This window comes from Neobacillus sp. DFD-2R (assembly GCF_057747865.1).
Genome location: NZ_CM173228.1, coordinates 1864935 through 1890638, shown reverse-complemented (window position 1 = coordinate 1890638; position 25704 = coordinate 1864935). Strand labels below are relative to the sequence as shown.

Below are 25704 nucleotides of genomic sequence, written 5' to 3'. Positions count from 1 at the left end.
GTCGAGAAAGGGTATTTTTCTCTGCAATTTTTTATTTTGTCAGAATCTAAATACCAAATTTATTGATTCTCCCTGCTAAAGTGCCTGTTGATTTCCGCTCCGGGCACTCGCTTTCCGCGGGGAGGTCCTGGCGCCTGCGGGGTCTCCAGTGACCTCTCTATCCCGCAGGAGTCGAGTGCCCTCCGCTCCAATCAACAGGGAGGCAAATCAACCTAAAGTATTGCAACACACTTTTTCTAACCTTGATAAGTGTATTGCAATCTTTTTTATATTTTGGCAGGCTGCAGTTAGAAGAGCCTGTTAACTTGCATTCCTCAATCCCCGTAACCGGCAGTAGCGAAGCCCGTGCAGCTCTTTTGAGTCTGCGAAGCTTCGCTCAATTTTTCATTTCTAAATTTATAAAGCATTTTTCCCGATTTAGTTAAGCGATTTAACCTTACCTTTTCCTTGTGCTCCTCCCATACATGTCGTGTTAATAAAACACGACCGATCACCATCTTGTGATTCATTGCAAGAAGAACAATCTCATCAAAAATCTCCTGAAAAATATTTGTATCCTTAAAACGGTGTTGACGATTCCGGCTAATCGTAGAGTGATGAGGTACTGGATCCTTGAATTTCAGTCCTAAAAACCAGCGGTAGGCAACGTTTGTTCTAATTTCCCTTTCTAGTTGACGTTCAGAACGAATGCCGTAAATATAACCAATAAACATCATTTTAAAAAGAATAAGAGGATCAGTAGGGCGCCCATTATTATCATCGCTGTAATAAGGACGGACCTTTTCAAGAAGAAACGAAAAATTAATATATTTATCAATCAAACGAAGAAGATGGCCATCAGGTACCAATTCATCAATAGAAACAAATTCATATTCACTTTGGCTAGACTCTTTTGGCTTAAACATTGAATTAACCACTTATTTTTTTATTTATTAGTTGAACTGAAGGCCTTTATTGAAAACACTCGTTGATTGGCGCGGATGGCACGAAGACTCCTGCGGGAGTACGGGGCAGGGGAGACCCCGCAGGAGCGAAGCGACGAGGAGGCTCCCCTGCACGCCCGCGGAAAGCGAAGTGCCTGGAGCGCCAATCAACAGACCTGTTTAAAAGCCTATATACCAATAATATTATAACAAATTAACGCGGTGAATTGTTAAAGCAAATAAATAAACAAGAGGCTGCCGAAGGTTTTTCGGCAGCCTGAGCGGATGATACTCTCATCCGCTTTTTTGTGTAAAGCATTTTTAGTTCAATTAATGACCGGTAACGGTCCTTTTTCATCTACAATTGAATTTACCGGGTTTGCCTTTACCTTTTGACCCTGTCCTGCAAATTGAAAAGATTCAATCGTAGTTATAGGGTTCATCATGGCTGATAATCCTAATTCCATCAACTGCCCTTTTCCTAAATCAGTGTTTACACTTTTTATCGCATCATTAAGGATTGACGGGGCTAATGTAACTAGTTTTTCAGCTGATTGTTTTGATTTAATTTGATTTTTTAAGGCTGAAAATACAGCATTTATTTCCTCAGGTTTTCCATTATTAATGACTGATACTAATTCATTCCCATTTATTTTTTTATCCACAGTTACACTGCTTTTATTGCCGGTATTTTCAGTCAATATAATACCTTTCGGTGCTAGGAGATCAATGATTCGTGCGAGTCCGGCAGTATCAAGAGTGAAATAATGATCGATTGACACCTTATACTCTTTTTCCACAGCTTTTTTCATAGTATCAAAATAATCTTTATTTCCGGAATTTTCAACCACTATATTTTCAGGTAACAATATAGAACCGACCATTATCTTATGTTTTTCTGAATCATATCTCAGGACCATTGCTTTTTCATTTATGGAGTACTTTTTGTCCGTGCTTTTTTCTGTAATTAAAAAATTCTCTGTCTGTTTACTATTACCCTGAGGAATCAAATGTGTTGAATTTTTCATTTTTTGAATGATTGTTTCACTTGCAGAGTTTATTCCATTCGTATTCATTACAGAGTGAAAAAAAGACTTTAAAGGTCCAAAGCCAAAAAAGGACATTACAATTACAGCAATGCATAATTTCCTCATTTGAACACCACCAATTCCATTATGTTAATTTCCATTGTTGGATAGTATGATGACAAATATACAGGGAGGATTATAAAAAATTGAGGCTGCCACAAAAATTGGCCGCCTCAATTAGTAATTTATTTCATTCTTCCTTTTAGCACTTCAATTGCTTTTTGCAGTTGTGTATCATTCGTCTTAATCTTCTCACGTAAAAGATCCATTAATTTTAAGGTTGCATTACCTTTTAAAACACCATCAGCAGGCAGTTTTTGTGCCGTCTGGAAAGCAACTACTGCTGCCTTTGTTTTCTCATCGAAAAATCCGTCTTCACGGCCCGGATCATACCCAATAGCTTTAAGCATTTTCTGAGCTGTTTGAACATCCGTCGAAGCATTAGAAAGCGACAACGCCTTATCGGGATTAATAATCGACAAGGACGCATAATCCGGAAGGGCGACGGCATAATCCGGTTGTATACCTTTTTTATGAATCCAATTTCCATTTGGTGTCAACCATTTTGCAATTGTTAACTTTAGATTAGATCCATCTGAGAAATCCTGAACAGTCTGTACCGTTCCTTTTCCAAATGACTTTTCACCGATCAATGGAACGCCTGCTGATTCCTTCACTGCAGCTGAAAGAATTTCCGAAGCACTGGCACTTCCTTTATCAATCAATACCACTAGAGGGAGACTCGGGTTCCCCTTATTTTCTGAAGGAATTTCCGTAATCTTTCCATTTCGGTCTTGTTCTTTTACAATTACTTTCCCCTTTGGTACAAACATACTGGAAATGCTTACTGCTTGGTCCAATAAACCGCCCGGATTTTGGCGTAAGTCTAAAACTAACCCTTTCATTCCCTGTTTTTGCAGATCGTTTAAAGTCTTAACAAGCTCTTTTGATGTGTTAGTAGAAAAACTGGTAATTTGTACTTTGGCAATGCCATCACCAACCATCTCACCGTAAACTGTTTCGATTGGTATTTCATCCCGGATAATTGGCATGTTTACCTGTGCTGCCGTACCTGGCCGCTGAATCGTTAAATCAACCTTTGTTCCTTTTTTTCCTCTAATTAATGTGACCGCTTGTGTAGAGTTCATACCTTGAAGATTTTTTCCATTTACAGCAACAATAATATCATTTGGTTTTAGACCTGCTTTTTCCGCAGGTGAACCTTTGATTGGGGAAACAATGACAATATGGCCATCCTTTTCCTGAATTTCTGCTCCAATCCCTTCAAATGAAGAAGATATGCTGTTATTAAAACTTTTTGCTTCAGCATTACTCATATAAACTGAGTATGGATCGTCTAGAGACTTTACCATCCCGTCTATTGCACCGTTAATGAGTTTGTTTTGATTTAAACCCTTGTAATATCCACTTTTTAATGTATCGTAGGCAGTATAAAGTTTTTTAAATTCTGTTCGATCCGTACCGACAGTTACAACTTTTTCTTTTCCAAAAGCAAGGGCAAATGTAGTTATCCCAGCAGATAGAAAAACAACGAAAAACAATAGCATGATAAAGTGAAATCTCTTTAATCGTATGTAGCCTGATTTGTTTTCTGTTAGCTGCTCTTGTTCAATTTTCTCTTCGTCCAAAGCATTCACCACTTTCATTAACCTTTCAAAAAATAACCCTTAATGATTAGAATAACATCTTTTTTATAAAATTAACAAAGAAAAGTTAGTTATTTTGTCGAAAAAAAAATAAACGACAATACCCGGAAGGCATTGCCGTCAATTTTCTATATCTTTACTCTCTTTAAACGAAGCGAGTTCGTTACCACTGATACCGAACTAAATGCCATTGCCGCACCCGCCACCCAGGGTGCTAACAAACCTAAGGCAGCAATCGGGATGCCTGCCGCATTGTAAATGAGTGCCCAGAAAAGATTTTGCCGTATGTTATACATGGTTTTTTTACTTAAGCCTATTGCTTTTGGTATCAGGATTAGCTCGCCCCCAAGAATGGTTATATCGGCAGCCTCAATCGCCACATCTGTACCCGTCCCTATGGCAATTCCTATATCCGCAAGAGCCAGTGCAGGGGCATCATTAATTCCATCTCCTACCATTGCTACTTTTCTCCCTTTTAGTTGAAACTCTTTTACTTGATTTGCTTTTTCATCCGGTAGAACCTCGGCAATAATATTGGTTATACCCACTTGATTGGCAATTGCCTTTGCTGTACGCTCATTATCCCCAGTCAGCATATAGACTTCGATTCCCAATTGTTTTAATTGACCAACCGCTATTTTTGCTGTCTCTTTAACCGTATCGGCCACAGCTACAATTCCCATAATTGTTCCATTAATGGCAATATACATAGCTGTTTTCCCCTCATTTTCAAATTGAAGCATATCTTTTAAATAATCGGAATAAGCTATTTGTTTTAAATCCATTAGCTTTGGAGTACCAACAAATATTTCTTCGTCGCCAATTTTTGCTTCAATACCATATCCGGGAATCGCCGAAAAGCGTTTAACAGGAAGTGTACTCGTTCTTCTTTCTTTCCCAAATTGCACAATAGCGTCCGCCAGGGGATGTTCTGAGGATTTTTCAGCTGAGACAAGATATTGAAGAACCTTTTTCTCATCATGATACGCTATAAAATTGGTAACTGTCGGCTTCCCTTTTGTTATAGTACCGGTCTTGTCAAGTAGAATCGTGTCGATTTTATGGGCTGTTTCTAAATGCTCCCCACCCTTAAACAAGATTCCCATTTCTGCCCCCTTACCGGTACCAACCATAATCGAAGTTGGTGTGGCAAGCCCTAAGGCACATGGACAAGCAATAACAAGAACTGCTATCGCTGTTTCTAATGCTGTAGGAAAATCTCCCGGATTAACGATTAAATACCAAATCAAAAAGGTTACAAAGGAAATGGCAACAACAACAGGAACAAAATAACCTGAAATAGTATCCGCAATTCGCTGGATTGGCGCCTTACTGCCCTGTGCCTCTTCAACAATCTTAATAATTCCGGCAAGGGCGGTATCTTTCCCCACCTTGGTTGCTTTCATTGTAAGTGTTCCGTTTTTATTTATCGTTGAACCAATAACAGAATCCCCACTGGATTTCTCAACCGGAATTGATTCACCTGTTATCATAGATTCGTCAATCGAAGATCTGCCGGATAGAATTTCTCCATCAACAGGAATTTTCTCACCGGGTTTAACTACTAAATGATCATATACCTTCACTTCTTCTACGGTTATTTGAAATTCTTTTCCGTCTCTAATTACAGTAGCTACTTTTGCCTGAAGGCTGAGCAATTTAGAAATAGCAATTGTGGTTCTACCTTTAGCCATTGTTTCAAATAATTTCCCTAAGAGAATTAATGTAATGAGTACAGCACTCGTTTCAAAATACAAATGCGGCATGTAGCTATCATTTCCAATGGTTTTTATACCTTCTGAGAGGCTGTAAAAATAGGCAGCCGAAGTACCTATTGCAACAAGGACATCCATATTTGCACTATAGTTTTTCAAGGCCTTAAAAGCACTTATATAAAATTGCCCGCCAATAAAGAACTGCACCATTGATGCAAGCAATAATTGAAACCATGGATTCATCAGGATATGAGGCATCGGCAATCCAAAATTCCATGGCAAATGTGCAAGCATTGTATACAAAAGTGGAAAAGAAAAAAACACCGAAAGGAAAAACTTTCTCTTCTTGCTTTTTAGCTCTTCTTCTTTATAATGTGCCTTCGTAACACTTGAGACCTTTTCATTTGCATCATATCCAAGCTTTTGGATTCTCTCAATTATTTCATCAATCGATACTTCCTTATTGTTATACTTAATTGCTGCTGTTTCCGTTGCTAAATTAACGGTTGCCTCAGAAATTCCGTTTATCTTAGTCAATGATTTTTCAATTCTAGTAGAGCACGCTGCACAGGTCATACCGATGACATCGAGTTCCACTTTATCAAAACGGACTCCATAGCCGAGGTTTTCAATTTTGTTGATAATATCCTCACTGGATACTGAATTTGTTTCATATAGAATGGACGCACTTTCCATTGCCAAATTAACATTAGCCACTACCCCATCCATTTTGTTCAGGACTTTTTCGATTCGAGTTGAGCACGCTGCACAGGTCATCCCTGTAATATCTAATTTAAGCTGCTCTTTCATGTAAACCACCTCTTATAAATACAATACCCCCGCACCCTATACATCGTCAATGGAATCTTTTAAAATTTTAACCAATACTATTATTTTTGCGCACATTCCGACTATTTTCGATGATTTTTGTCACACCTTTAACATTTTACTTTTGTATTTTCTTTTAAAAGCTTCTTTTTTTATTACTATATACTTTTTCTGCGTATATACATTTTACAAAAATCCATTCGTATATTAAATTCTCCATCAAGTACGTCTGCTCCTTTATCCCATAAAAAAAAAGGGGTATTTTGGCCCCTTTCTCACATTTAAATTTTTTTCACTTCTTTAAAGTATTCTTCTAACGTCCAATCGTGCTGATAGATGACCGTGGCCGCTTTCTCCCCGACATAGCGGAAATGCCATGGTTCATATTCATAATTCGTGATTGCTTCTTTACCTTTTGGATATCTTAATATAAAACCAAAGCGATGAGCATTTTCTGCTAACCATTTACCTTCAATCGTTTCGGCAAAACCCTCTGTTAAATTTAAATCGGTTGACTTACTTGCTATATCCATAGCTAAACCGGACTGATGCTCACTTGAACCGGGTATGGCTACAGCTTGTACCGCTTTTTGTTTCCCGACTTGATTAATCTCGGCATCAAATAGGGTCTTTTGCCGGCTATATGAACGGTAGCCGGAAACGGCATAAAGCTCAATCCCTGATTTTTTTGCATCAGTAAACATTTCCGCTAATGCATCCGCAGCCTCTTTCCTCATATAACTCTTTTCTTGTTTTAAATCACCAAAAGAAAAAGCAACATCCGGATGAACAAGATCAGCGGGAATGTAATTAGCCGGAAGTAAATATTGTTTATTAATTAATGCCAATATATTTGTAGGGTTTTGAATAACATTTTTTCCATCGACATGTTTAACCTCATTAAAAAATATTGCCTGCAAATTAAGATCATTTTTACCTTTGAATTTTTGGTTTGCTTTGTTCGTTTTCACTACTTTTTGTTCTTGATTATCCTTACTTAATAATGGAACCTTTTTTAAAAAAGAATCCATTTGACTGCATCCTGTAACAAGAAAAACAGATCCAATAATTAACGCTAAATTTTTAAGTCTCATTATACTCACCTATCTATTCATTCGTATATCACTTATGCACTATAACGATTTTTATTTAAAAGGTCAAGTTACAAAAGACATACGAAAAAGAGGCTAACTCAATGTGTTGAGTTTGCCTAAAAGGGAACTATTCCTTAATTGCTGCTTCCAATGCAACTTCAATCATATCATTAAATGTTAATTGTCTTTCTTCAGCGGTGGTTTCTTCACCTGTTAGAATGTGGTCACTAACGGTTAGTACCGAAAGAGCTCTTCTTCCGAATTTTGCGGCTAATGTATAAAGCGCGGTAGTTTCCATTTCTATGGCCAATATTTGATATCTAGCCCATTTTTCAAGGTCCGCATTATCGTTATAGAACGAATCAGCCGTAAAAACATTTCCTACTTTTAAATTAAGACCTTTCTCCAAACCTGCATCATAGGCCTTTTTCAGTAAATCAAAGTTTGCTGAAGGAGCATAGTCAACTCCCCCAAAGGTAAGGCGATTCATATTGGAGTCAGTTGAACTAGTCATTGCTAAGATTACATCGCGAACTCTTACATCTTTTTGAATGGCACCGCATGTACCAACGCGAATGAGATTTTGGACATTGTAGCTATTCATTAATTCATTTATATAGATAGAAATAGATGGGACTCCCATTCCTGTCCCTTGAACAGAAATTCTTTTTCCTTTATATGTACCTGTAAAACCAAACATATTTCGAACTTCGTTATAGCATTTTGGATTTTCTAAAAAGGTTTCAGCAATATATTTTGCGCGAAGCGGGTCTCCGGGAAGCAATACCGTTTCGGCAATTTCATTTTCTTTAGCAGCAATATGAACACTCATATATAATCCTCCATTCATCGGTAAGAAAAGTAATCAATTCTACCATTGTCACTATATCACAATCAAATACCATTGAAAAACCTTTCATGGAAACAGTAATGAATTTTTCGTTTTGTGGAAAGCTATTTTTAGATTATCCAAAGGGGGGAAAAAAATAATGGGAAAAAAGCATCGAAGTCGGATTAATGCTCCGAAGAAGAATAATCATATTCCTGCAGAGGCAATCGTTGCAGAACACGAGGCCCACGCAAAAGAACACAATGCGACAGGTGGTAGAAAAAGCTAAGAAAACCTAAGGGACTCCTTAGGTTTTTTACTGTAGTGGACTATCGAAGAAGGATTCGATTAATTTGGTACCAACCGCCAGGCTTTAATTGATAGTAATATTGGCCCCCACGGCCTTCATCAATTAGAACAATATCCCCTGTTGAAAGAAATCTCCCTTTATAATTTTCAGGTATCCGGTCGGTGACATTAAACCGGCTAAAGGTTTCCTGCAGACAATTTTCACGGCTATTTGCCGGGACAGATGTGCGATAAACCACCTTATATCCTTTATATTCACGGTACTTTGGAGTTTGAAAGATCGTCACATCATATTGACTACATGCTTTTTTAGTTAACACTTTGATCATCATATCCCTCCAATCATTAGAATAAAATTCTTAATTAAATAATTAGAGAAACACTATGTTAATTCCTTTGTCGAAATTGTTCTATTTTTGTCGATTCATAAAATTTACAGAAAATAATTAAAATTTAGTTAATTAAAACCAGTCAACCTTTTTCCAATTAAAAAACGAGCACTTCAAGCTCGTTTTTTCTTTTTATTCTATTATAAAAGAAGAGTTTGTCATCCTCTCCTACTGTACACGTTTTTATTCATCTTGGATTTCCTCATCGATAATACTTTTCTCAATGAGATATTCGAAGGTGATATCTGCGAGTTCTTCCAGCTCCTCTTCAGAAGGAACGTATCCCCTTTTTACAAGCTCATGAAAGAAAAATTCGGCAATCTCTTCCGTATCAATAAATACTTCAATTTCTCCCATAGCATCGCCCCCTTTTTACAGAATGTATGATGAATCAGGCTTTTTCATGCTATTAACTTTGAAAAGCTACCGTTTAGTATTCTAAATGAAAACCTTGAAGAATAAAAAATCACCTTAATGTAAAAAACATGTCTTTTTTGATTTGGACAAGCATAGGATGAATGAAAAGAACTTGATGAGGTGATATGATGTTAAATTTAAAGTTGAGACTTGAGGCATTTATTGAAGATGTTAATCAGGAGGATGGAATCACCCTCCGTTTATTTGAGAAGGTAACAGACTCACTATTTTTTCTGATAAAATGGGCAGGAATCCCATTTATTTTATATTTATTATTTGAAGTCACCAGACTTTAGCTATACATGGCTTTTGCCATCATTATTTACAAGATTCTCTAATTTTCTAAGGACCACTCTCATTACTTGATAGTATTCTTGATCATGAAATAATTCATAAAGGATCCGGTAATCATTAAATATATCCAATAAATTGTCTATTAACTCTTTTTTTTCTTTTTTTCGTTCAATTTCTTCGAATTCTGCTTTTCTTACTATGTTCTGAGATTTTTGTGTTGTTACTGTTTTTTCCTGCTTATTAATTAAGTATAGGAGGCCCAATTTTTGGATGAATGTGTCCGCACTTTCAGCATCTGCGACAAGAGTAAGCTCTTCTTCGCCTGCTTCAAGCCATTCTCCATCGCTTACTCTCGATAGCTCATATATGACATCTTCCCAAGCATCTTCTTTATAGCGCCAAATTTCAGTTCGAAAACCAACCACTTTAAACAGATCTGACCCATAACCACTCACTTGAACTAAATCCCCGAAAAAAAATTTATATTCTATATCAATTTGTTCCTGCTCCATTACCGTTCCTTCATATTCTGAAAGCAGCTGAAGCCCGCTTTCAACAAATAGACCATCACTTTTATTTACTTCGTACACATACTTTCCATCAAGCCACTTAATATCTGTTATTTTTCCAACTGTCCCATACATCGTAATCACGACCGTATCACCGATCTTATACTTCGGTTTTTTCCTTTTTTCCATATCCTCCATCCTCTCAGGTGTTGAGCCGTGAATTTTGATTACAATAGTATATGCACTGTTTGCTATGCACGCGCATGTATTAAAAAAAGAAAATCGCCCTTGGGTAAAAGGCGATTTAACTTATTATCCTTCCCATAAAACGTATTGCTGCCAGGCCTCATCGAATACATTCATCGAATCCAAATAATGTCCATTCAATTCCAGATAGGAACTAACCTCGTGATAATCATCAGATGTTTTAGGAAAACTGTGATCTAAATAGGCATGGTTGGCAAAGGAGCTAATAGCATCTTTAGGAGCCGGGTGCCTATATTTCATTAAAAAATGATAAAATGATTTACTCATAAAAAAAACGCCTTTCTTTCCCACGTTATATTTTTCTTATGAACAATATAACGGATTCAACCTTTAACGTCTAGCAATCAAAAGAAAAAACAGCCTGTATCCAGACTGTTGAATTTATGAAGAAAAATCAAAATAATTTTTCTTTAATAATCTAGGGATTTTCATTAATTCATTAAAGGTAATCGTTTTTCCAATCATTTTACAATTGATTAAAAATAATTGATCCTCAATCTCTTTTACCGTCTTTTCACTTTGATAAGACATGTTACAGTCATTGCAGGAAAATGTGGGGGTTTCAGTAATTTCAATTGCTCTTGTACCATCGGGCAATTCCCAAAAAACAGAGGCAGATATACTATTTAAATTTGTACTCCTGCACCATTCGCATTCTTTATTCATGTAACCCTCCCCTAATCCATCGTCGGTTCAGCTGTATTATTGGTATTTTCACTATTACTTCCTTGTTCCTTTTGAGCTAATGCCTGAAACTTCTTTTCCTTCATCTCATCCCTTTTACCCCGTTTATCCTTCAAGGAACTGTGTGCGGGGTCTTGGTTATATTCATTACGCCGATTTAATCTTGATAAGCCTTCCGGAACGAGATTAAACTGTTGATCATTCATAATCCCGGCAATTCCCGCAAAAGATCTTTTTTCTTCTAAATCATTGTACACCTCTTGAAAATAGCCTTCTGCCCTGCCCGGTATATAATTTTCCGGTTCCGGATACGAGGTTATTACTCCTTCAAAGTTGCGTAAAATTACCTTGTTTGGACTTTGTGAAATTAAATAATTCGGCTGCAAGGCAATTTTTCCCCCGCCACCCGGAGCGTCAACGACAAATGTCGGTATTGCATAGCCCGAAGTATGTCCTCTAAGTCCTTCAATAATTTCAAGACCTTTTGATACGGGTGCGCGAAAATGCCCAATTCCCTCAGATAAGTCACATTGATAAATATAATATGGACGCACACGAATTTTCACGAGATCATGCATCAGTTTTTTCATGATTGGCACACTGTCATTGATTCCGGCAAGAATAACGGATTGGTTGCCAACCGGCACACCGGAATTGGCGAGCATTTCACAAGCTTTTTTCGATTCCTCCGTAATTTCAATTGAGGTATTAAAATGAGTATTCAACCAAATTGGATGATACTTTTTCAAAATATTACAAAGGTTTTCGGTAATTCTTTGCGGGAATACGACAGGTGCCCTCGTGCCAATACGAATAATTTCAACATGGTCAATTTCTCGCAAATTTTTCAATATATATTCCAAAATATTATCATTTATTAAAAGCCCATCACCGCCTGAAATCAGCACATCACGAACCTGTGGTGTTTGTCTGATATACGAAATGGCAGCATCAAGCTGCTTTTTCGGTACCCCCATGCCGATTTGCCCTGAAAACCGTCTTCTTGTACAATACCGGCAATACATCGAGCATTGATTGGTCACTAGAAACAGAACCCTGTCAGGATAGCGATGTGTCAAGCCGGGTACCGGTGAATCTTCATCTTCATACAAAGGATCTTCAAGATCATATTTCGTTTTATGGATTTCCTTTGAAACGGGAACAGATTGCATACGGATTGGGCATCGCGGGTCATCCGGATTCATTAGAGAAGCATAATATGGAGTAATATTTAAAGGGATCGTTTTGGTTGAAATTCTTACCCCTTCTTCTTCGTCAGGTGTTAAGTGAATAACTTTTTTTAAATCCTCTAATGATCGAATCGTATTGGTTAGCTGCCAAAGCCAGTCGTTCCACTGTTCATCTGTGACGTCCTTCCAAAGTTCAATTTCTTTCCAATGCCTCTTCGGCTTATATAAAAATGGTTTCATTGAAATTCCTCCTAACCTGCTTTATAAAATAATATGCAATTTTCATGCCAACTCCATAAAAACAGGATAGGAAACATATTTATTTAATCATATTAATCAATTTATATAGAATTAAATAAAAAAGTGCCGAAATATCGGCAGCTCATTCTTCCATGGTCTTTTTTAGTTTATATTGCAGAGTTTGCCGTGGAATCTCTAAAAGCTTTGCAGCTTGTAGAATATTCCCATTAGTTGCAGCCAAGGCTTCTCTTATTAATCGATTCTCTAATCCCTCGATATTTTTTCTTAAAGAAAGATTCCCAATGTTGTTACCGTTACTTTTTAATGGCGTCGATTGCTGTCTTAACATAATGGGTAAATCCTTTTCTCCGAGCAGCGTCCCCTCGCAAACATTCATCATATATTCAATCGTATGCTTCAGTTCCCGAACATTCCCCGGCCATTGATAGGTCATAAAGAAACGCTCCAATACACTCTCGATCCCCTGTATGTTTTTGTTCAATTTCTGATTAAAAACTTGAATATAATTATTTGTTAAAAAGAGTATATCCTCCCGTCGTTCTCTCAGCGGCAGCAGCGAAAAAGTAAATACATTTAAACGGTAATAAAGGTCCGAACGAAGCTTTTTTTCTTTAAGCGCCTTACTCGGATGCTCATTCATTGCGGCAATGACTCTTACATTTACGGAAATATTTTGCGAACTTCCAACTCTCCGGACCATCCCATCCTCTAATACCCGCAAAAGCTTAGCCTGCAATTCAATAGGCATCGTGTGTAGTTCATCCAGGAAAAGGGTTCCCTCATCTGCCAGCTCAAAAAGTCCTTTTCTCTCAATTGCACCCGTGTAGCTCCCTTTAGCGGTGCCAAAAAGAATACTTTCGAGTAATGCTTCAGGGATAGCCGCACAATTTTGGGCAATAAACGGCCCTTCACCTCTGAGCGATTCATGGTGAATCCCTTGAACCAATAATTCTTTCCCAGTTCCGCTTTCACCGTATACTAAAATTGGAGAATCTGATTTTGAAAGTTTCCTGGCTTCCTCCTTCAAACTATTAAAACTAGGATTAACGGTCAGTAAATCGTTTAATGTGAAGTTTACTTGCTTGAAAGTCTTCTTCGTACTGCTTTTGTTTAAGCCCCTCTGCAGATCTAACAATCTTTCCGCAAGCAGCTTCAATCGGGAATAGTCTTTGGCAATTTCCACCGCACCAATAATTTTTTTTTCAAGAAAAATAGGTAGTGTCGTATTCATAGTATCTATTCTTGTTCCATGCAAATTCACATAGACCTGTGTCTGATTATAAATGGGATTGCCTGTTTTAATCACCTTTAACAAGGTGCTTGATTCCTCCGTTAAGGATGGAAATGCGGCTAGTAAATGTTTTCCTTGTACTTCCTTCACATCCATACCATCATGTCTGGCAGCCACTTTATTATAATAAATCGTTATCCCATCCGTATTAACGACATGGATTCCCTCATCAATGCTTTTAAGGATGGCCGTAAGAACTTCATTTGTTAAAGCGGTTAATTGGACCACTGTTTTCACCTTCCCCCAATAAATATATGAGAAGGTGCCGAAAAATTGTCAGGATAAGCCGAATTTTTAGCAGTTTGCCAGATTCTTCACCCACATGTTCATATTTTCAAGTTTATCAAAGATAAAGCAATTATTCATTAATCTCCCGCGATACTGAAAATGGAGTTGAAATAACACAGCATTCATGCCAAAGGATAACGACCTGGCAATAGAATAGGCACAAAAAACTCCTTTTTTCTTCAATTCACCTTCAAGCTCATGAAGGATGATTTTCATCAGTCCATATTTGCGATGCTCCGAAAGGGTGGCACAGTCCGTTAATTCTGCATTTTTATAAAAGTGATTAATTTCAGCAGAAGCAGCACTCACGATTTCTCCTTCATGAAAAAATACATAGTAAATTGTCCCATCCTTCATTGTCTTTTTCACATATTCCGGATCGTGTAATGGTGTAGGATAGATTTGAAAAACTTTCCTATAGAGCTCAGTTAGCTTTTCAGCACAGTTTTCATCTGCTTTTTTCAATTCATACTCTTTTGGCGGATATACCTTTTCAAGGGTAGTGTCCAATTGATAGATGCTATCAATCATCCCATCCTCGGTGATCCAATGGTTACTTTTTTTCCGATCGGGTGTATAAAATTTCGAAAAAAAATGGGCATCCGAGCCAAGGAAATAACGGTCAACTACAGCTTCGGGCTGAAAGCCTCTTTCAAATAAAAACAGGAAATCTTCGGTCCTCGACTTTATAATTAGTTTTTCGGCTTGATGTTGCTTAACAAGCTCCTCTGTTTTTTCTAATAGCAATTTCGTATTGCCCCGAAAATCATCTACACGGATTCTTTTATTAAAAGGATCCAAATAAACTTCCAGGAAAAAATTACTTTCTTCAAAAATAATGGAAGATGCGGTTTGATTCATGGACTCATCTCCTTTTAAAAAATGTCCGGCCGAAGAACGACCGGACATTTTGTATAAATCAGTCTTAAAGCATAACAGAATTACTTATTATCTTATATACTTGTCGTCTATTGGCAGCATTCGGTGATGGCTTTTTCCAATACATCAAGGCCTTCTTGAAACTGTTCGTCAGTGATAACAAGAGGGGTTAAAAGACGAATTACATTGCCATATAAACCGGCAGACATAATCATAAGCCCCTTTTGATGTGCCGTTTGGATAATTTTTTGGACAAGCTCTTTATGAGGTGTTTTGGAATCAGTATCCTTGATAAATTCAATAGCACACATTGCACCAATCTGGCGAACTTCACCGATTTGCGGATAAATCGTTTTAAGGCTTTTAAAGCGTTCTTGAAAAACTTTTCCGATTGTTTGGGCACGGTCTAAAAGGTTACCTTCTTCAAGTGCTTTCACAACTTCAAGTGCCGCAACACAGCCAAGCGGGCTGCCGCCGTATGTGCCCCCAATTTCGCCAATGTTGGGAGCATCCATTATTTCTGAACGCCCCGTTACCGCACTAATTGGAAGTCCGGCAGCAATCGATTTTGACATGGTCAATAGGTCCGGTACGATATCAAAATGTTCAATTGCAAACATTTTCCCTGTTCTGCCAAATCCTGTTTGTACTTCATCGGCAATAAACAGGATCCCATGATTTTCGCAAAGTGATTTTACACCCTTTACAAATCGTCGGGATGGAATCACAAACCCGCCTTCCCCTTGAACAGGCTCCATAATAACAGCAGCAATTTCTTCCGGGGGAACCTCGCTCTGGAAAAAGGTCTCAAATCGTTGTAAAATGGCATCATCCAATTGTTCAGGAGTTTCAAATTCGGAGCGATAATAATAAGGATATGGCCATTTATACGTCTCCGGTACAAATGGACCAAACTCATATTTATACGGTTTCACCTTGCTGGTTAAAGACATAGCCATATACGTACGTCCATGAAAACCTCTTTCAAATGAAATAACTGCTTTTCTTCCTGTATATTTTCTTGCTATTTTAACCGCATTTTCGACAGCCTCGGCCCCGCTGTTTAAAAAGAATGTTTTTTTCTTATGGCTTCCGGGAGTAATGCGATTTAATGTTTCTGCCAGCTCAATATATGGCTCATACATCATTACATGAAAACAAGGATGGAGATAGGCATCAATCTGGCGGTGAAGTGCTGCCACTACACCGGGCGGGCAATGTCCTACGTTTAGTGAACCGATGGCGCCTGCAAAGTCAATAAATGTGTTACCGTCGATATCTGTGACCAGGGCACCCTCGCCTTTTACAGCAAAGGTTTGAATTGTATTAAACGGTCCCTTTGGGATACTCTTATATTTCCTTTCAAGCAGCTCTTTTGCCTTTGGACCCGGAATTTCTGTTCTTAGTTGGATGAACCCTTTTTGGTCTTCCTTTTTCTTACTCATCCACTTCACACCATTTCATTAAGGTAAGAGCAATAATCTCACTTGAAATAAACAAATCTTCAAGATCAATATGCTCATTTGCATCATGAGCCGTTGCTGTGATTCCCGGTCCAAAGACAACAACGGGGGTATTTCCGACATTAGAGAGAATACCGCCATCAGTACCCCAGGGGCTGGCCTCAATTATAGGGGCTTCCCCGATAATTTCTATGAAACTCTTTGAAAGTTCATTCATTAATGGGTGGGTGGTTTCGAGATTTCCAGGAAGCCATCTTCCCCCAAACCATTCTATTTGAAGCGGATTTTCCTTTAACCATTCATCCTTCGCATTGAGTTCCAGCAAGCAGTCCGTCATTTCCTTTTGTGCAGCTTCAATTGTTTCTTCCGGAGATACCCCCATTCTTCCTTCAATAATCGTCCTGTCAGGAACCGAGGATGGCCATTCACCGCTTGTTATTTTTCCAATATTAATAGGAATCGGAATTGGGATTTTTTCAAAGAGGGGGTCAGTTATCGTCGCATTTCTATCTTTTTCTAATTGTTGTAATCTCTCGATGACCAGCAGTGATTTTTCGATGGCACTAACGCCTTCATACCTTGTTCCACCATGTGCGGCCCTGCCTTTAACCGTAATTCTAAACCACATAGAGCCCTGTTGTTTCGGGAAAATTTTCAGATTGGTCGGTTCGGGTATAATGGCTCCATCTGCCCGATAACCCCGTAAAACAGCAGCAAGTGTCCCGGCACCACCGCTTTCTTCCTCAATGACACTTTGAAAAATAACATCACCTTTAAGCTTTACGCCCGTTGCAATCAACGATTCAATCGCCATAAGAAGCGCCACGCTCCCGCCTTTCATATCCGTTGCACCACGTCCGTAAAGCTTACCGCACTCAATCGAGCCGCTAAATGGGTCATGCTTCCAATTTTTTTCGTCACCAACAGGGACAACATCAATATGACCATTTAATATAATCGATTTTCCACCACCTGAGCCTTTTAAAACTGCTACCAAATTAGGGTTCCCTTCAAAGCTTTGACGGTCACAGCAAAAAGCAGGGTGTTCCTTAAGCTCATCTCTGTCAATTTCCCAAATATCAAGTGTTAAGCCAAGCTGTCGGCATTTTTCTATGATAATCGCCTGTGCACTGCTTTCATTTCCTCGTGTACTGTTTTCCCTTACAAGTATTTGTAATAGTCTAGCCCCTCTAGCCCGATTCTCCTTCAGCCACTGTTTGATGTGAATTTCCTTTTTCTTCAAACGATCCACTCCTTTAGGGCATACCGGAAGTATTAATAAGGTATTCGCCGAATATTTTCACTAATTATAAAATCACAATCCGTTTTCTTTACTACATCTGAAAGATCATATGGAGCAAATAGTTCAGTCAAAAATAAACCATGTGTTGTAACTTGAAAAACAGCCAGCTCTGTCACTATGAGATCCACACAGGATTTTGTTGTTAACGGCAATGTACAGGATGGGACAATTTTCGAATTCCCTTCTTTATCACAGTGGTTCATTAAGACAATGACCTTTTTTGCTTTTTGCGCCAATTCCATTGCTCCGCCCATTCCGGGAACTTTCTTCCCAGGGACAATCCAATTTGCAAGATCCCCCTTTTGGCTGACTTGGAGTGAACCTAAAATGGTAATATCCACTCTTCCCCGGCGAATCATTCCAAACGCGACTGCACTGTCACAGTAAGAACCACCGCTGTTTAGCGTTACAGGAAAACCCCCGGCATTGCATAAATTTTCATCTTCTTCCCCTTTCTCGGGACTTGGTCCCATTCCTGTAATTCCGTTTTCCGCATGAAACATAACCATTATTTCCTTTGATAAATGGTTAGGAACAAGGGAAGGGATGCCAATGCCGAGATTTACGACCATTCCATTGTGTATTTCTTCTGCTGCTCTCCTTGCCAATTGATTACGTATATCTACTCCCATGCCCATTTCCAATTCACCCCCTTAGAAGGAATAATATAGTCAACGAATACTCCAGGGGTCATGATTTCTTCGGGGTTGAGACCTCCAATTGGAACAATTTCTTCTACCTCTGCAATGGTTAAATCACCTGCCATTGCAACAAGAGGATTGGTATTACGGGCACTTTTATCGTAAATTAAATTTCCAAATGCATCTGCCTTCTTGGCATAAACAATTGACACCTCAGACGTTAAGGCTGTTTCAATCAGATATTCCTTTCCATTAAGTTGAAAATGCGGTTTGTTCTTTGCAACCAGCTCATTGCCCATCCCGATATCAGATAAAATCGCCGGCAGCCCGACACCCCCTGCCCTAATTCTTTCAGCTAATATCCCTTGTGGCGAAAACTCTACTTCAAGCTTTCCGTCATGCATTAACTGCCCTGCGATAGGGTTTGAACCAATATGCGAGGCAATTACCTTTATAGCTCTTCCTTGACTCACTAATTTACCAATGCCAATATGCGGAAAACCAGTATCATTTCCGATGAGCGTGATTTCACAAATTCCTTTTTCCAGTATTCCATCAATTAATGTCGGTGGGGATCCAACACCACCGAAGCCTCCGAACATTAAGGTCATTTTGTCATGAAAAAACGGCAAAACTTTTTCTAAAGTGGTAATTTTTCCAAAAGGGTTCTCCATTTACACTCCCCCATCCTGAAGATAAGACGAGAAGGCTTCGAATGTTTCTTGTAAGAGTAAAGCCAATTCTTCAATCTCCCGTTTGGTAATGGTTAATGGAGGGGATATAATAATCGAGTCACCATTAACACCGTCAATCCCCGCACAGGCAGGATAAACAAGCAACCCCTTTTCCTTTGCGATTGCTACTATTTTTTGAGTTATCGCTGCCTTTCTAGGAAATGGAGTTTTGCTGTCATGGTCCCCGACAAATTCTATTCCGAGCAACAATCCCTTTCCGCGAACATCACCGATAAACGAAAATTGCTGCTTTAGTTTTTCAAGCTGGTTACGCAGGTAAACACCCTTGCATTCTACTTCTTTCATTATCTCGTTTTTTTCTAAGTAATCCAGTACGGCTAAGGAAACGGCACATGATTGGGGATTGGCACTTAAGGTATGGCCGCTCATAACAGATTTAGACCCTGCTAAAATCGGCTCCATAACTTTTTCACTTGCAAGAGCAGCGGCAATTGGGGCATACCCGGCACCCATCCCTTTGCCTAAGGCAACGATATCCGGGATGATCCCCCACTGCTCACATGCAAGCATCGTGCCCGTCCGCCCAAACCCAGTCATAACCTCATCAGCTATAAACAGGATGTCATGATTCTCACAGATTTTTTTGATTACTTTAAAATAATCCTTCGGTGGTGTAATCGCCCCTCCTGCCGCCCCAATTACTGGTTCAGCAATAAAAGCGGCAATTTTATCAGACCCGATACGGTTAATCGCAGTTTCTAACTCGTGAGCACATAAATTTCCGCAGGAAGGGGCTTCAAGATTGTATGGGCAGCGATAGCAATATGGGGGATGAATGGCGGGAAAATCCTCTAAAAGCGGTGTAAACCTCGCCCTTCTGCCTGGATGGCCGGACATTGAAAGTGCTCCCAATGTGATTCCATGGTAACTAACCCATCTCGATAACACCTTTGTTTTTGTTTGGATTCCTTTTTCCTGCCAGTATTGAATTGCCATTTTCATCGCAGTTTCAGTCGCTTCGGAGCCACTGTTGACAAAAAAACACCAATTGAGATCACCCGGTGTCATTTCGGCAATTTTATTTGCTAACTTTTCCGCTGCTTCACTTGTAAATTGCGAGCGATACACGAAAGAGACCTTTTTTGCCTGTTCGTTCATTGCTTCAATAATCTCCTGCACCCCGTGGCCAATATTAGCCGTAACTGCGCCTGATGCAGCATCAACGTATTTTTTTCCTTCCATATCATATAAATAGACCCCTTTACCATAATCGATAACAGGGTATATTTCATCGAGCATAGGTTTAATTAAAAAAGATTGTTCCATTTTACACACTTCCTTATCTATATAAGTCCGGCCATTAGTAAATTGTATGAAACGTTTTTTGTTTCTTTCGTTCTTTTAAATAAAAAAAGCGCCGGAGCTAGACAATTCTCAAAGTTAAGATGATATAAATTTTGATAATATAAAAAAGACCCGCAAAAATTTGCGGGCTTAAGCCATAACTGTTTCTTGTTTTCGTTCAGTTGTTATTTTTTGGATAATATCCCTGGCAATCCAGACACCGCATGCTCCTGCTTGGGCAAGACCACGGGTAATTCCGGCACCGTCACCACCGACATACAATCCGTTGATTTCGGATTCAAAACGATCATTTAACTTCGGTCTAGCTGAGTAAAACTTCGCTTCCACACCATAAAACAATGTATGCTCGGAGGCAATTCCGGGAGTAACCTTATCAAGCGCCTCTGTCATTTCAACTAAGCTTTTTAATGTATTATATGGTAGGGCTAATCCAAGGTCACCCGGAACAGCTTCTTTTAAAGTCGGTTCAATAAAACCTTCCTTAATCCGTTTTTCCGTCGATCTGCGTCCTTTTAGAATATCACCGTATTTTTGGACTATTAAGCCGCCATTTGAAAGACTGTTGGCAAGCCGGGAAATCTCGTGAGCATATTCATTCGGCTTATCAAATGGCTCCGAAAAAGTATGTGAAACAAGTAAAGCGAAATTCGTGTTTGGACTTCCAAGCTTAGGATCCTTGTATGCATGCCCGTTTGCCAACATAGTCCCGGAATGATTTTCGACCACAACATGTCCTGAAGGATTACTACAAAAAGTTCGCACCCTTGTCCCAACAGATGTATTAAAAACAAATTTCCCTTCATATAAATGCTCGTTTATTTCCTGCATGACAACATTGGAGGTTTCAACTCTAACACCAATGTCAACTTGGTTACTAATCATTTGCAGACGGCGGGATTTTAATATTCCCGATAGCCATGTTGACCCATCTCTTCCCGGTGTAATAACCACTTTGTCTGCAAAGATATTCTTGTCGCCTTTTACTTTAATCCCTTTTATACGATAACCATCGGGAGTTTTTTCCGTTAAAACATCCTCAACTTCCGTTTTAAATACCATCTCAATTTTGGTCTTTAAATATTCAAATATGCTTTTTAAAATTTCAAGATTTTGTTCGGTTCCAAGATGTCTAACTTGAGCTCGCAACAGCTTTAGTCCTGCAGCATAACCCCGACGTTCAATGTCCTTTACTTTATCCGTTAAAGGGTCAGTAATGCTTTCAGTCGCACCGTGCCTCAAATTAATTTCATCTACGTAGCGAATTAAATCGATGACTTGGGAATCTGATAAATAATCCGTCATCCATCCGCCAAATTCACTTGTAATATTAAATTTTCCATCCGAATAGGCTCCTGCTCCACCGAAGCCATTCGTGATCGAACAAGCAGGTAAACATCCTGCAAATTCTTTTTTCCCCGCTGCCGGAGGACATTTTTCAATTTTCTTTTGTAAAATTGGACAATTTCTCCGATAAATATCATGTCCTTTATCCACTAATAAAACCTTTGCGTTCGGCATTTTTAGCGTAAGTTCATAGCAGGTAAAAATTCCCGCAGGTCCCGCTCCTACTACAATCACATCATATTTCGTATTCATTGTCCAATTACCTCCAAGGCGATTTTTCTTAACCATTGGTAAATATATCAGACATTATCGCTTTCGTCAATAAAAAAACGAACTATATAAATAAAATACTCTATAACGTTCGGATTTTGCGTAAATATCAGAAAAAACAAATAATAGTATACATATTATTATTAAATATATTTCCCCCAAAAAAAAGGACTGACTAGTGAAAAGTTTCCAAAGTCAGCCGGTTGTATTTTAGATTTTAAAAACTCCAACTTGCCCCAATAATAATTAATAAAATAAACAACACCACAATTAGCGCAAACCCGCCAAAACCAAAACCTACTCCATATCCTACAGCAGGATAAGCCGGGTAACCGCAAAAGCCATCATATCCATATCCATAATGCATAATTCACATTCACTCCTTGAGAATTTGTTTCCTTACTATTTCACTTTATGAAGTGGGTACTTGACCCGTATGTGCATTCGCCCGGATTTTGAATAATGATTACGTATGTTTTTGAAAATATACCTAATATACATAAAAAAAGCCGCTCTCCGCGGCTTTTATTTATGATTTTTATTTTTCAAAAAGACTGAGAAATTCTCCATAGCCTTCCTCTTTAAGCTTTTCTTTTGATATAAACCTGAGTGCTGCGGAATTTATACAATAACGTAAGCCCGTTGGCTGTGGACCGTCAGTAAACACATGCCCAAGATGAGAATCGGCCGTTTTGCTCCTTACTTCTGTCCGAATCATAAAATGACTGAAATCCTCTTTTTCAATCACCTCTTCCTTTTGAATCGGCTTTGTAAAACTTGGCCAGCCGCATCCTGCATCAAATTTATCCAAGGAACTAAATAAAGGTTTACCTGAAACAATGTCCACGTAAATTCCTTCCCGATTTTCATTCCAAAATTCATTTTTAAACGGAGGCTCTGTTGCATTGTTTTGTGTCACCTCATACTGTATCGGTGTTAGTTCCTTTTTTAACTTAGATAAATCTTTATTGTTCATATTCTCCCCTCCAATGCTTTTGAATAAAACCGGCCCTGCCCGATCCTACATGATATGACTCATAATGGGCGCGATTTTTCTTATAGTAGTGTTGGTGATACTCCTCTGCAGGATAAAAGGTCTTTGCAGGCAAAATGGGCGTAACAATCGGTTTGTTAAACCTACCGCTTTCTTGTAATCTTTGTTTTGATTCTTCTGCTAACCTTTTTTGAGTTTCATCATGGTAAAATATTGCGGTTTGATAGGACTGACCGCGATCATGAAATTGTCCGCCGGGATCGGTTGGATCAATTTGCTGCCAAAATAAGTCGAGTAATTTTTCATAGGGGAAAACTTCCGGATCATATGTAATTTGGACTGCTTCAAAATGGCCGGTTGTATCGGAACAAACCTGCTGGTACGTTGGATTTTCTATTGTTCCGCCTGTATATCCGGAAACAACCTTTATAATCCCCGGCTGCTCATCAAACGGCTTAACCATACACCAAAAACAGCCGCCTGCAAAGGTTGCTAATCGTTCATTTTTTTCCATATTCCCACCTCAAATTCCTTCAATTTTAATTCTAGTATACAGAATCATTTCATAAAAATAAAATTAGTAAATTCCAATTTGAGGCAGTTTTTATTAGACACCTACCTAAACAAATGTGAATAGATTATGATGTAAACCAGAGAATAGGAGCAGATGGTATGTCGGAAAAAAGAACTTATTCTGATTATCTTCAAAAAGCTGCAATGTACGATATGTTAGCTGAATTTTATAAATACTCAAACCCAAATTTACACATGCATTACTATCTTAAACACTTTAAATACATGAATAAAGCGAATAATTGGATGCGAGTTAATGCTTCGCCCATTCAGGAAGAAGCGAGGATCCGAGTTCTCCATACTTCCCACGATGCCATAAACGTTGATATATATATTAATGGAAGTCGGATGATAAAAGACTTACCATTTAAGCACGTTAGTCATTTTCTTGCTCTAAAAGCCGGGAAGTATCATATTGATATTTATCCATCTGGAAATATGGTAGATAGCGTCTTAAACAAAAGTATTAGTGTTGAATCCGGAAAATCGTATACATTAGCAACCATTGATCATAGTAAAAAAATGCGACTGCTCGTATACCCGAATCAACCTGAAGTACCTGCGAATGAGGCAAAGGTTCGATTTATTCATTTATCCCAAGATTCACCGGTAATGGATATTGCTGTGAAGGACCGTGACGTTATATTCCCAAATGTCTCTTACAAGCAGTCTACAGAATATCTAGGGCTAACCCCAATGACCGTAGATCTTGAAACAAGAGAAGCAGGAACGAGAAATATCATCCTCCCATTGCCTAAAGTTCAATTTAAGGCAAATGAAGCCTACACCGTTGTTTTTCTAGGCTTAACCCAAGATAAACCGGAACTTGAAGCGATTATTTTAAGAGATTGAGAATCAAGCCGCGACTGGGATATACTCGCTAAAAATAAGGTGCCAAAACGGCACCTTATTTTACTGGAACTAAAATCGTAAAAGCAATATCATCCTTTTTCAAATCAAACTTGTTTACCTTAATTATAAGATCACTTTTCAGTTTCAATTGCTGCATATTAATATAAATTAGCTTATCATTCGGCTGAATAATGACTCCTTCAGGGAGCTTATAATTTTCACTGATATATTGCAGTACATAGGAAACAGGCAAGTGCAGACTGCCGATTGAAAGCGCTTTTTGCTTTAACACCAAGTCACCGTTTGATAGTGCTTCCGGTTCAAAGGTAAGCTTCATATTCAAGGTTTCACTTAAGATCGGCAAAACCCCGTATAATTCCACTTCATTTCCCAAATGGACATGATAATCTATTGGAGAATCGGCAGTTTCTTTTTTTAAATAATAATTAATAATCTGATTTAGATCATTTTTATTTGATTTGACATGAAAGGAAACATTATCACCTGTTGGTTCTTTTCTGCTAATCCTCTCATTAGTAGTCGATGGAATCATAATCAAGGATATAATGCTAACAACTACTAAAAGGTCTATTCCTAATAAAAAAAGGGATAACCTTTTCCATTTATTTTTCATAAAAGCTAACTCTCCTTTTACTATTGGAGTGCTTTAATATCATTCATAATTTCATCGAATGGGATATCATTCAATCCGCTATACGATTTTTTAATCTTGCCATCTTGTCCCACTAAATAAATAGAGGTTCCATGAATGACTTGATTACCCGTTTCCGGTTTTTTCACCAGTGCTTTGTAATCCTTCAATGCAAAGTTTTCAATAAATTCTTGAGAGTACCCTGTTAAAAACGTCCAATTTTTAAAATCGACTTGGAACTGATTCGCAAATTTTGTTAAAACTTGAGGAGTATCTACCGTCGGATCCACACTAAAAGAAACGAACTCGACATTTTTCAAGCCCTCATCCTTAACCTTTTTTTGCAGTTTGGTTAAGTTCGCCGTCATTGGCAAACAAACATCCGTACAGCTCGTAAACATAAAATCAGATACCCAAATTTTTCCTTTTAAATCCTTCAATCCAAATGATTGATTATTTTGATTTGTTGCCGTAAAATCCCTAACCGGCCAATTCACTTCATTCTTAATCTCTTTTTGTCCACAAGCCGATAAAACACAAATACTTATGACGAATAATAATACCCAATACCGGAACTTCATCCTATCACCCGCTACCTTTTTCTTTTCCATTCCGTGAATATTTTAACAA

27 protein-coding genes and 1 pseudogene are annotated in these 25704 nt (G+C 38.4%); 3 read left to right on the top strand and 25 right to left on the bottom strand.

Features of this window, described 5'->3' with window-relative positions; genetic code table 11:
• Positions 1-207: 207 nt before the first annotated feature.
• The 6 genes and pseudogenes from AC3ANV_RS09420 to deoD all read right to left on the bottom strand — a co-directional run bounded on the left by AC3ANV_RS09420 (position 208) and on the right by deoD (position 8147).
• Positions 208-905 (bottom strand): annotated as a pseudogene (locus AC3ANV_RS09420) (transposase).
• Between the two features lie 344 nt (positions 906-1249).
• Complete coding sequence (locus tag AC3ANV_RS09415) at positions 1250-2077, bottom strand: LCP family protein (protein ID WP_488313357.1); 828 nt, start codon at positions 2075-2077, stop codon at positions 1250-1252.
• Between the two features lie 119 nt (positions 2078-2196).
• Positions 2197-3678: a lmo1851 family serine protease gene (locus AC3ANV_RS09410; protein ID WP_488313356.1), complete on the bottom strand. Its 1482-nt coding sequence runs from the start codon at positions 3676-3678 to the stop codon at positions 2197-2199.
• 128 nt (positions 3679-3806) lie between these two features.
• A complete protein-coding gene (locus tag AC3ANV_RS09405; RefSeq protein WP_488313355.1) occupies positions 3807-6203 on the bottom strand; it encodes a heavy metal translocating P-type ATPase in 2397 nt (798 codons plus the stop codon).
• A gap of 299 nt (positions 6204-6502) precedes the next feature.
• Positions 6503-7315, bottom strand: coding sequence for a M15 family metallopeptidase (locus tag AC3ANV_RS09400; protein WP_488313354.1), 813 nt, complete (start codon positions 7313-7315; stop codon positions 6503-6505).
• A 127-nt stretch (positions 7316-7442) separates the two neighbouring features.
• Positions 7443-8147 carry a purine-nucleoside phosphorylase gene (gene deoD / locus AC3ANV_RS09395; protein ID WP_488313353.1) on the bottom strand — a complete coding sequence of 235 codons (705 nt, stop codon included), beginning with the start codon at positions 8145-8147 and terminating at the stop codon, positions 7443-7445.
• Positions 8148-8304: 157 nt separating this feature from the next.
• Here deoD and AC3ANV_RS09390 point away from each other — a divergent pair, with 157 nt between their 5' ends.
• Positions 8305-8433, top strand: coding sequence for a hypothetical protein (locus tag AC3ANV_RS09390; protein WP_488313352.1), 129 nt, complete (start codon positions 8305-8307; stop codon positions 8431-8433).
• A 40-nt stretch (positions 8434-8473) separates the two neighbouring features.
• Here the strand turns inward: AC3ANV_RS09390 and AC3ANV_RS09385 are convergent, their stop codons facing one another.
• Entirely contained in the window at positions 8474-8785 is a 312-nt protein-coding gene (locus AC3ANV_RS09385) for a YodL domain-containing protein (protein ID WP_488313351.1), read from the bottom strand.
• A gap of 240 nt (positions 8786-9025) precedes the next feature.
• The gene (locus AC3ANV_RS09380) at positions 9026-9199 is read right to left on the bottom strand and encodes a YozD family protein (protein ID WP_488313350.1); all 174 of its coding nucleotides are present in this window, start codon (positions 9197-9199) and stop codon (positions 9026-9028) included.
• 185 nt (positions 9200-9384) lie between these two features.
• Here AC3ANV_RS09380 and AC3ANV_RS09375 point away from each other — a divergent pair, with 185 nt between their 5' ends.
• Complete coding sequence (locus AC3ANV_RS09375; RefSeq protein ID WP_488313349.1) at positions 9385-9555, top strand: hypothetical protein; 171 nt, start codon at positions 9385-9387, stop codon at positions 9553-9555.
• Here the strand turns inward: AC3ANV_RS09375 and AC3ANV_RS09370 are convergent, their stop codons facing one another.
• The 15 genes from AC3ANV_RS09370 to msrA all read right to left on the bottom strand — a co-directional run bounded on the left by AC3ANV_RS09370 (position 9556) and on the right by msrA (position 23511).
• Positions 9556-10251, bottom strand: coding sequence for a hypothetical protein (locus AC3ANV_RS09370; protein WP_488313348.1), 696 nt, complete (start codon positions 10249-10251; stop codon positions 9556-9558).
• A 123-nt stretch (positions 10252-10374) separates the two neighbouring features.
• Positions 10375-10596: a YozE family protein gene (locus tag AC3ANV_RS09365; RefSeq protein WP_488313347.1), complete on the bottom strand. Its 222-nt coding sequence runs from the start codon at positions 10594-10596 to the stop codon at positions 10375-10377.
• 114 nt (positions 10597-10710) lie between these two features.
• On the bottom strand, positions 10711-10995 hold the full coding sequence (locus AC3ANV_RS09360) for a YokU family protein (RefSeq protein WP_488313346.1): 285 nt from the start codon (positions 10993-10995) through the stop codon (positions 10711-10713).
• 11 nt (positions 10996-11006) lie between these two features.
• Complete coding sequence (kamA, locus tag AC3ANV_RS09355; RefSeq protein WP_488313345.1) at positions 11007-12443, bottom strand: lysine 2,3-aminomutase; 1437 nt, start codon at positions 12441-12443, stop codon at positions 11007-11009.
• A 142-nt stretch (positions 12444-12585) separates the two neighbouring features.
• Positions 12586-13983: a sigma-54 interaction domain-containing protein gene (locus AC3ANV_RS09350; protein ID WP_488314173.1), complete on the bottom strand. Its 1398-nt coding sequence runs from the start codon at positions 13981-13983 to the stop codon at positions 12586-12588.
• 66 nt (positions 13984-14049) lie between these two features.
• Entirely contained in the window at positions 14050-14904 is an 855-nt protein-coding gene (gene ablB, locus AC3ANV_RS09345; RefSeq protein WP_488313344.1) for a putative beta-lysine N-acetyltransferase, read from the bottom strand.
• Positions 14905-15011: 107 nt separating this feature from the next.
• Positions 15012-16367, bottom strand: coding sequence for a 4-aminobutyrate--2-oxoglutarate transaminase (gene gabT, locus AC3ANV_RS09340; RefSeq protein WP_488313343.1), 1356 nt, complete (start codon positions 16365-16367; stop codon positions 15012-15014).
• Complete coding sequence (locus AC3ANV_RS09335) at positions 16360-17628, bottom strand: peptidase (RefSeq protein WP_488313342.1); 1269 nt, start codon at positions 17626-17628, stop codon at positions 16360-16362. Before AC3ANV_RS09335 ends, gabT begins: the two co-directional genes overlap by 8 nt.
• A gap of 32 nt (positions 17629-17660) precedes the next feature.
• On the bottom strand, positions 17661-18326 hold the full coding sequence (locus AC3ANV_RS09330) for a 3-oxoacid CoA-transferase subunit B (RefSeq protein ID WP_488313341.1): 666 nt from the start codon (positions 18324-18326) through the stop codon (positions 17661-17663).
• Positions 18311-19003 (bottom strand): CoA transferase subunit A, encoded by a 693-nt coding sequence (locus tag AC3ANV_RS09325; protein WP_488313340.1) that lies wholly within the window; start codon positions 19001-19003, stop codon positions 18311-18313. The genes AC3ANV_RS09330 and AC3ANV_RS09325 overlap by 16 nt, the downstream gene beginning before the upstream one ends.
• Entirely contained in the window at positions 19004-20350 is a 1347-nt protein-coding gene (locus tag AC3ANV_RS09320) for an aspartate aminotransferase family protein (protein ID WP_488313339.1), read from the bottom strand.
• A 168-nt stretch (positions 20351-20518) separates the two neighbouring features.
• Entirely contained in the window at positions 20519-21985 is a 1467-nt protein-coding gene (locus AC3ANV_RS09315) for an NAD(P)/FAD-dependent oxidoreductase (protein ID WP_488313338.1), read from the bottom strand.
• Positions 21986-22220: 235 nt separating this feature from the next.
• On the bottom strand, positions 22221-22370 hold the full coding sequence (locus AC3ANV_RS09310; RefSeq protein ID WP_488313337.1) for a YjcZ family sporulation protein: 150 nt from the start codon (positions 22368-22370) through the stop codon (positions 22221-22223).
• A gap of 171 nt (positions 22371-22541) precedes the next feature.
• Positions 22542-22979, bottom strand: coding sequence for a peptide-methionine (R)-S-oxide reductase MsrB (msrB, locus tag AC3ANV_RS09305; RefSeq protein ID WP_488313336.1), 438 nt, complete (start codon positions 22977-22979; stop codon positions 22542-22544).
• Positions 22969-23511, bottom strand: a complete 543-nt coding sequence (gene msrA, locus AC3ANV_RS09300; protein ID WP_488313335.1) for a peptide-methionine (S)-S-oxide reductase MsrA — start codon at positions 23509-23511, stop codon at positions 22969-22971. The genes msrB and msrA overlap by 11 nt, the downstream gene beginning before the upstream one ends.
• Before the next feature lie 158 nt (positions 23512-23669).
• Between msrA and AC3ANV_RS09295 the strand changes: the two genes are divergently transcribed.
• Positions 23670-24422, top strand: a complete 753-nt coding sequence (locus AC3ANV_RS09295; RefSeq protein ID WP_488313334.1) for a DUF4397 domain-containing protein — start codon at positions 23670-23672, stop codon at positions 24420-24422.
• Between the two features lie 55 nt (positions 24423-24477).
• On the opposite strand, the gene AC3ANV_RS09290 is transcribed toward AC3ANV_RS09295, so the two are convergent.
• A complete protein-coding gene (locus AC3ANV_RS09290; protein WP_488313333.1) occupies positions 24478-25056 on the bottom strand; it encodes a YpmS family protein in 579 nt (192 codons plus the stop codon).
• A 20-nt stretch (positions 25057-25076) separates the two neighbouring features.
• A complete protein-coding gene (locus AC3ANV_RS09285; protein ID WP_488313332.1) occupies positions 25077-25655 on the bottom strand; it encodes an SCO family protein in 579 nt (192 codons plus the stop codon).
• Positions 25656-25704 lie beyond the last annotated feature (49 nt).

Excerpts from the sequence above, each read along its gene's own strand:
- AC3ANV_RS09415 (WP_488313357.1), bottom strand. The coding sequence starts at position 2,077 with ATGAGGAAATTATGCATTGCTGTAATTGTAATGTCCTTTTTTGGCTTT.
- AC3ANV_RS09410 (WP_488313356.1), bottom strand. The coding sequence starts at position 3,678 with ATGAAAGTGGTGAATGCTTTGGACGAAGAGAAAATTGAACAAGAGCAG.
- AC3ANV_RS09405 (WP_488313355.1), bottom strand. The coding sequence starts at position 6,203 with ATGAAAGAGCAGCTTAAATTAGATATTACAGGGATGACCTGTGCAGCG.
- AC3ANV_RS09400 (WP_488313354.1), bottom strand. The coding sequence starts at position 7,315 with ATGAGACTTAAAAATTTAGCGTTAATTATTGGATCTGTTTTTCTTGTT.
- deoD (WP_488313353.1), bottom strand. The coding sequence starts at position 8,147 with ATGAGTGTTCATATTGCTGCTAAAGAAAATGAAATTGCCGAAACGGTA.
- AC3ANV_RS09390 (WP_488313352.1), top strand. The coding sequence starts at position 8,305 with ATGGGAAAAAAGCATCGAAGTCGGATTAATGCTCCGAAGAAGAATAAT.
- AC3ANV_RS09385 (WP_488313351.1), bottom strand. The coding sequence starts at position 8,785 with ATGATGATCAAAGTGTTAACTAAAAAAGCATGTAGTCAATATGATGTG.
- AC3ANV_RS09380 (WP_488313350.1), bottom strand. The coding sequence starts at position 9,199 with ATGGGAGAAATTGAAGTATTTATTGATACGGAAGAGATTGCCGAATTT.
- AC3ANV_RS09375 (WP_488313349.1), top strand. The coding sequence starts at position 9,385 with ATGATGTTAAATTTAAAGTTGAGACTTGAGGCATTTATTGAAGATGTT.
- AC3ANV_RS09370 (WP_488313348.1), bottom strand. The coding sequence starts at position 10,251 with ATGGAAAAAAGGAAAAAACCGAAGTATAAGATCGGTGATACGGTCGTG.
- AC3ANV_RS09365 (WP_488313347.1), bottom strand. The coding sequence starts at position 10,596 with ATGAGTAAATCATTTTATCATTTTTTAATGAAATATAGGCACCCGGCT.
- AC3ANV_RS09360 (WP_488313346.1), bottom strand. The coding sequence starts at position 10,995 with ATGAATAAAGAATGCGAATGGTGCAGGAGTACAAATTTAAATAGTATA.
- kamA (WP_488313345.1), bottom strand. The coding sequence starts at position 12,443 with ATGAAACCATTTTTATATAAGCCGAAGAGGCATTGGAAAGAAATTGAA.
- ablB (WP_488313344.1), bottom strand. The coding sequence starts at position 14,904 with ATGAATCAAACCGCATCTTCCATTATTTTTGAAGAAAGTAATTTTTTC.
- gabT (WP_488313343.1), bottom strand. The coding sequence starts at position 16,367 with ATGAGTAAGAAAAAGGAAGACCAAAAAGGGTTCATCCAACTAAGAACA.
- AC3ANV_RS09330 (WP_488313341.1), bottom strand. The coding sequence starts at position 18,326 with ATGGGCATGGGAGTAGATATACGTAATCAATTGGCAAGGAGAGCAGCA.
- AC3ANV_RS09325 (WP_488313340.1), bottom strand. The coding sequence starts at position 19,003 with ATGGAGAACCCTTTTGGAAAAATTACCACTTTAGAAAAAGTTTTGCCG.
- AC3ANV_RS09320 (WP_488313339.1), bottom strand. The coding sequence starts at position 20,350 with ATGGAACAATCTTTTTTAATTAAACCTATGCTCGATGAAATATACCCT.
- AC3ANV_RS09315 (WP_488313338.1), bottom strand. The coding sequence starts at position 21,985 with ATGAATACGAAATATGATGTGATTGTAGTAGGAGCGGGACCTGCGGGA.
- AC3ANV_RS09310 (WP_488313337.1), bottom strand. The coding sequence starts at position 22,370 with ATGCATTATGGATATGGATATGATGGCTTTTGCGGTTACCCGGCTTAT.
- msrB (WP_488313336.1), bottom strand. The coding sequence starts at position 22,979 with ATGAACAATAAAGATTTATCTAAGTTAAAAAAGGAACTAACACCGATA.
- msrA (WP_488313335.1), bottom strand. The coding sequence starts at position 23,511 with ATGGAAAAAAATGAACGATTAGCAACCTTTGCAGGCGGCTGTTTTTGG.
- AC3ANV_RS09295 (WP_488313334.1), top strand. The coding sequence starts at position 23,670 with ATGTCGGAAAAAAGAACTTATTCTGATTATCTTCAAAAAGCTGCAATG.
- AC3ANV_RS09290 (WP_488313333.1), bottom strand. The coding sequence starts at position 25,056 with ATGAAAAATAAATGGAAAAGGTTATCCCTTTTTTTATTAGGAATAGAC.
- AC3ANV_RS09285 (WP_488313332.1), bottom strand. The coding sequence starts at position 25,655 with ATGAAGTTCCGGTATTGGGTATTATTATTCGTCATAAGTATTTGTGTT.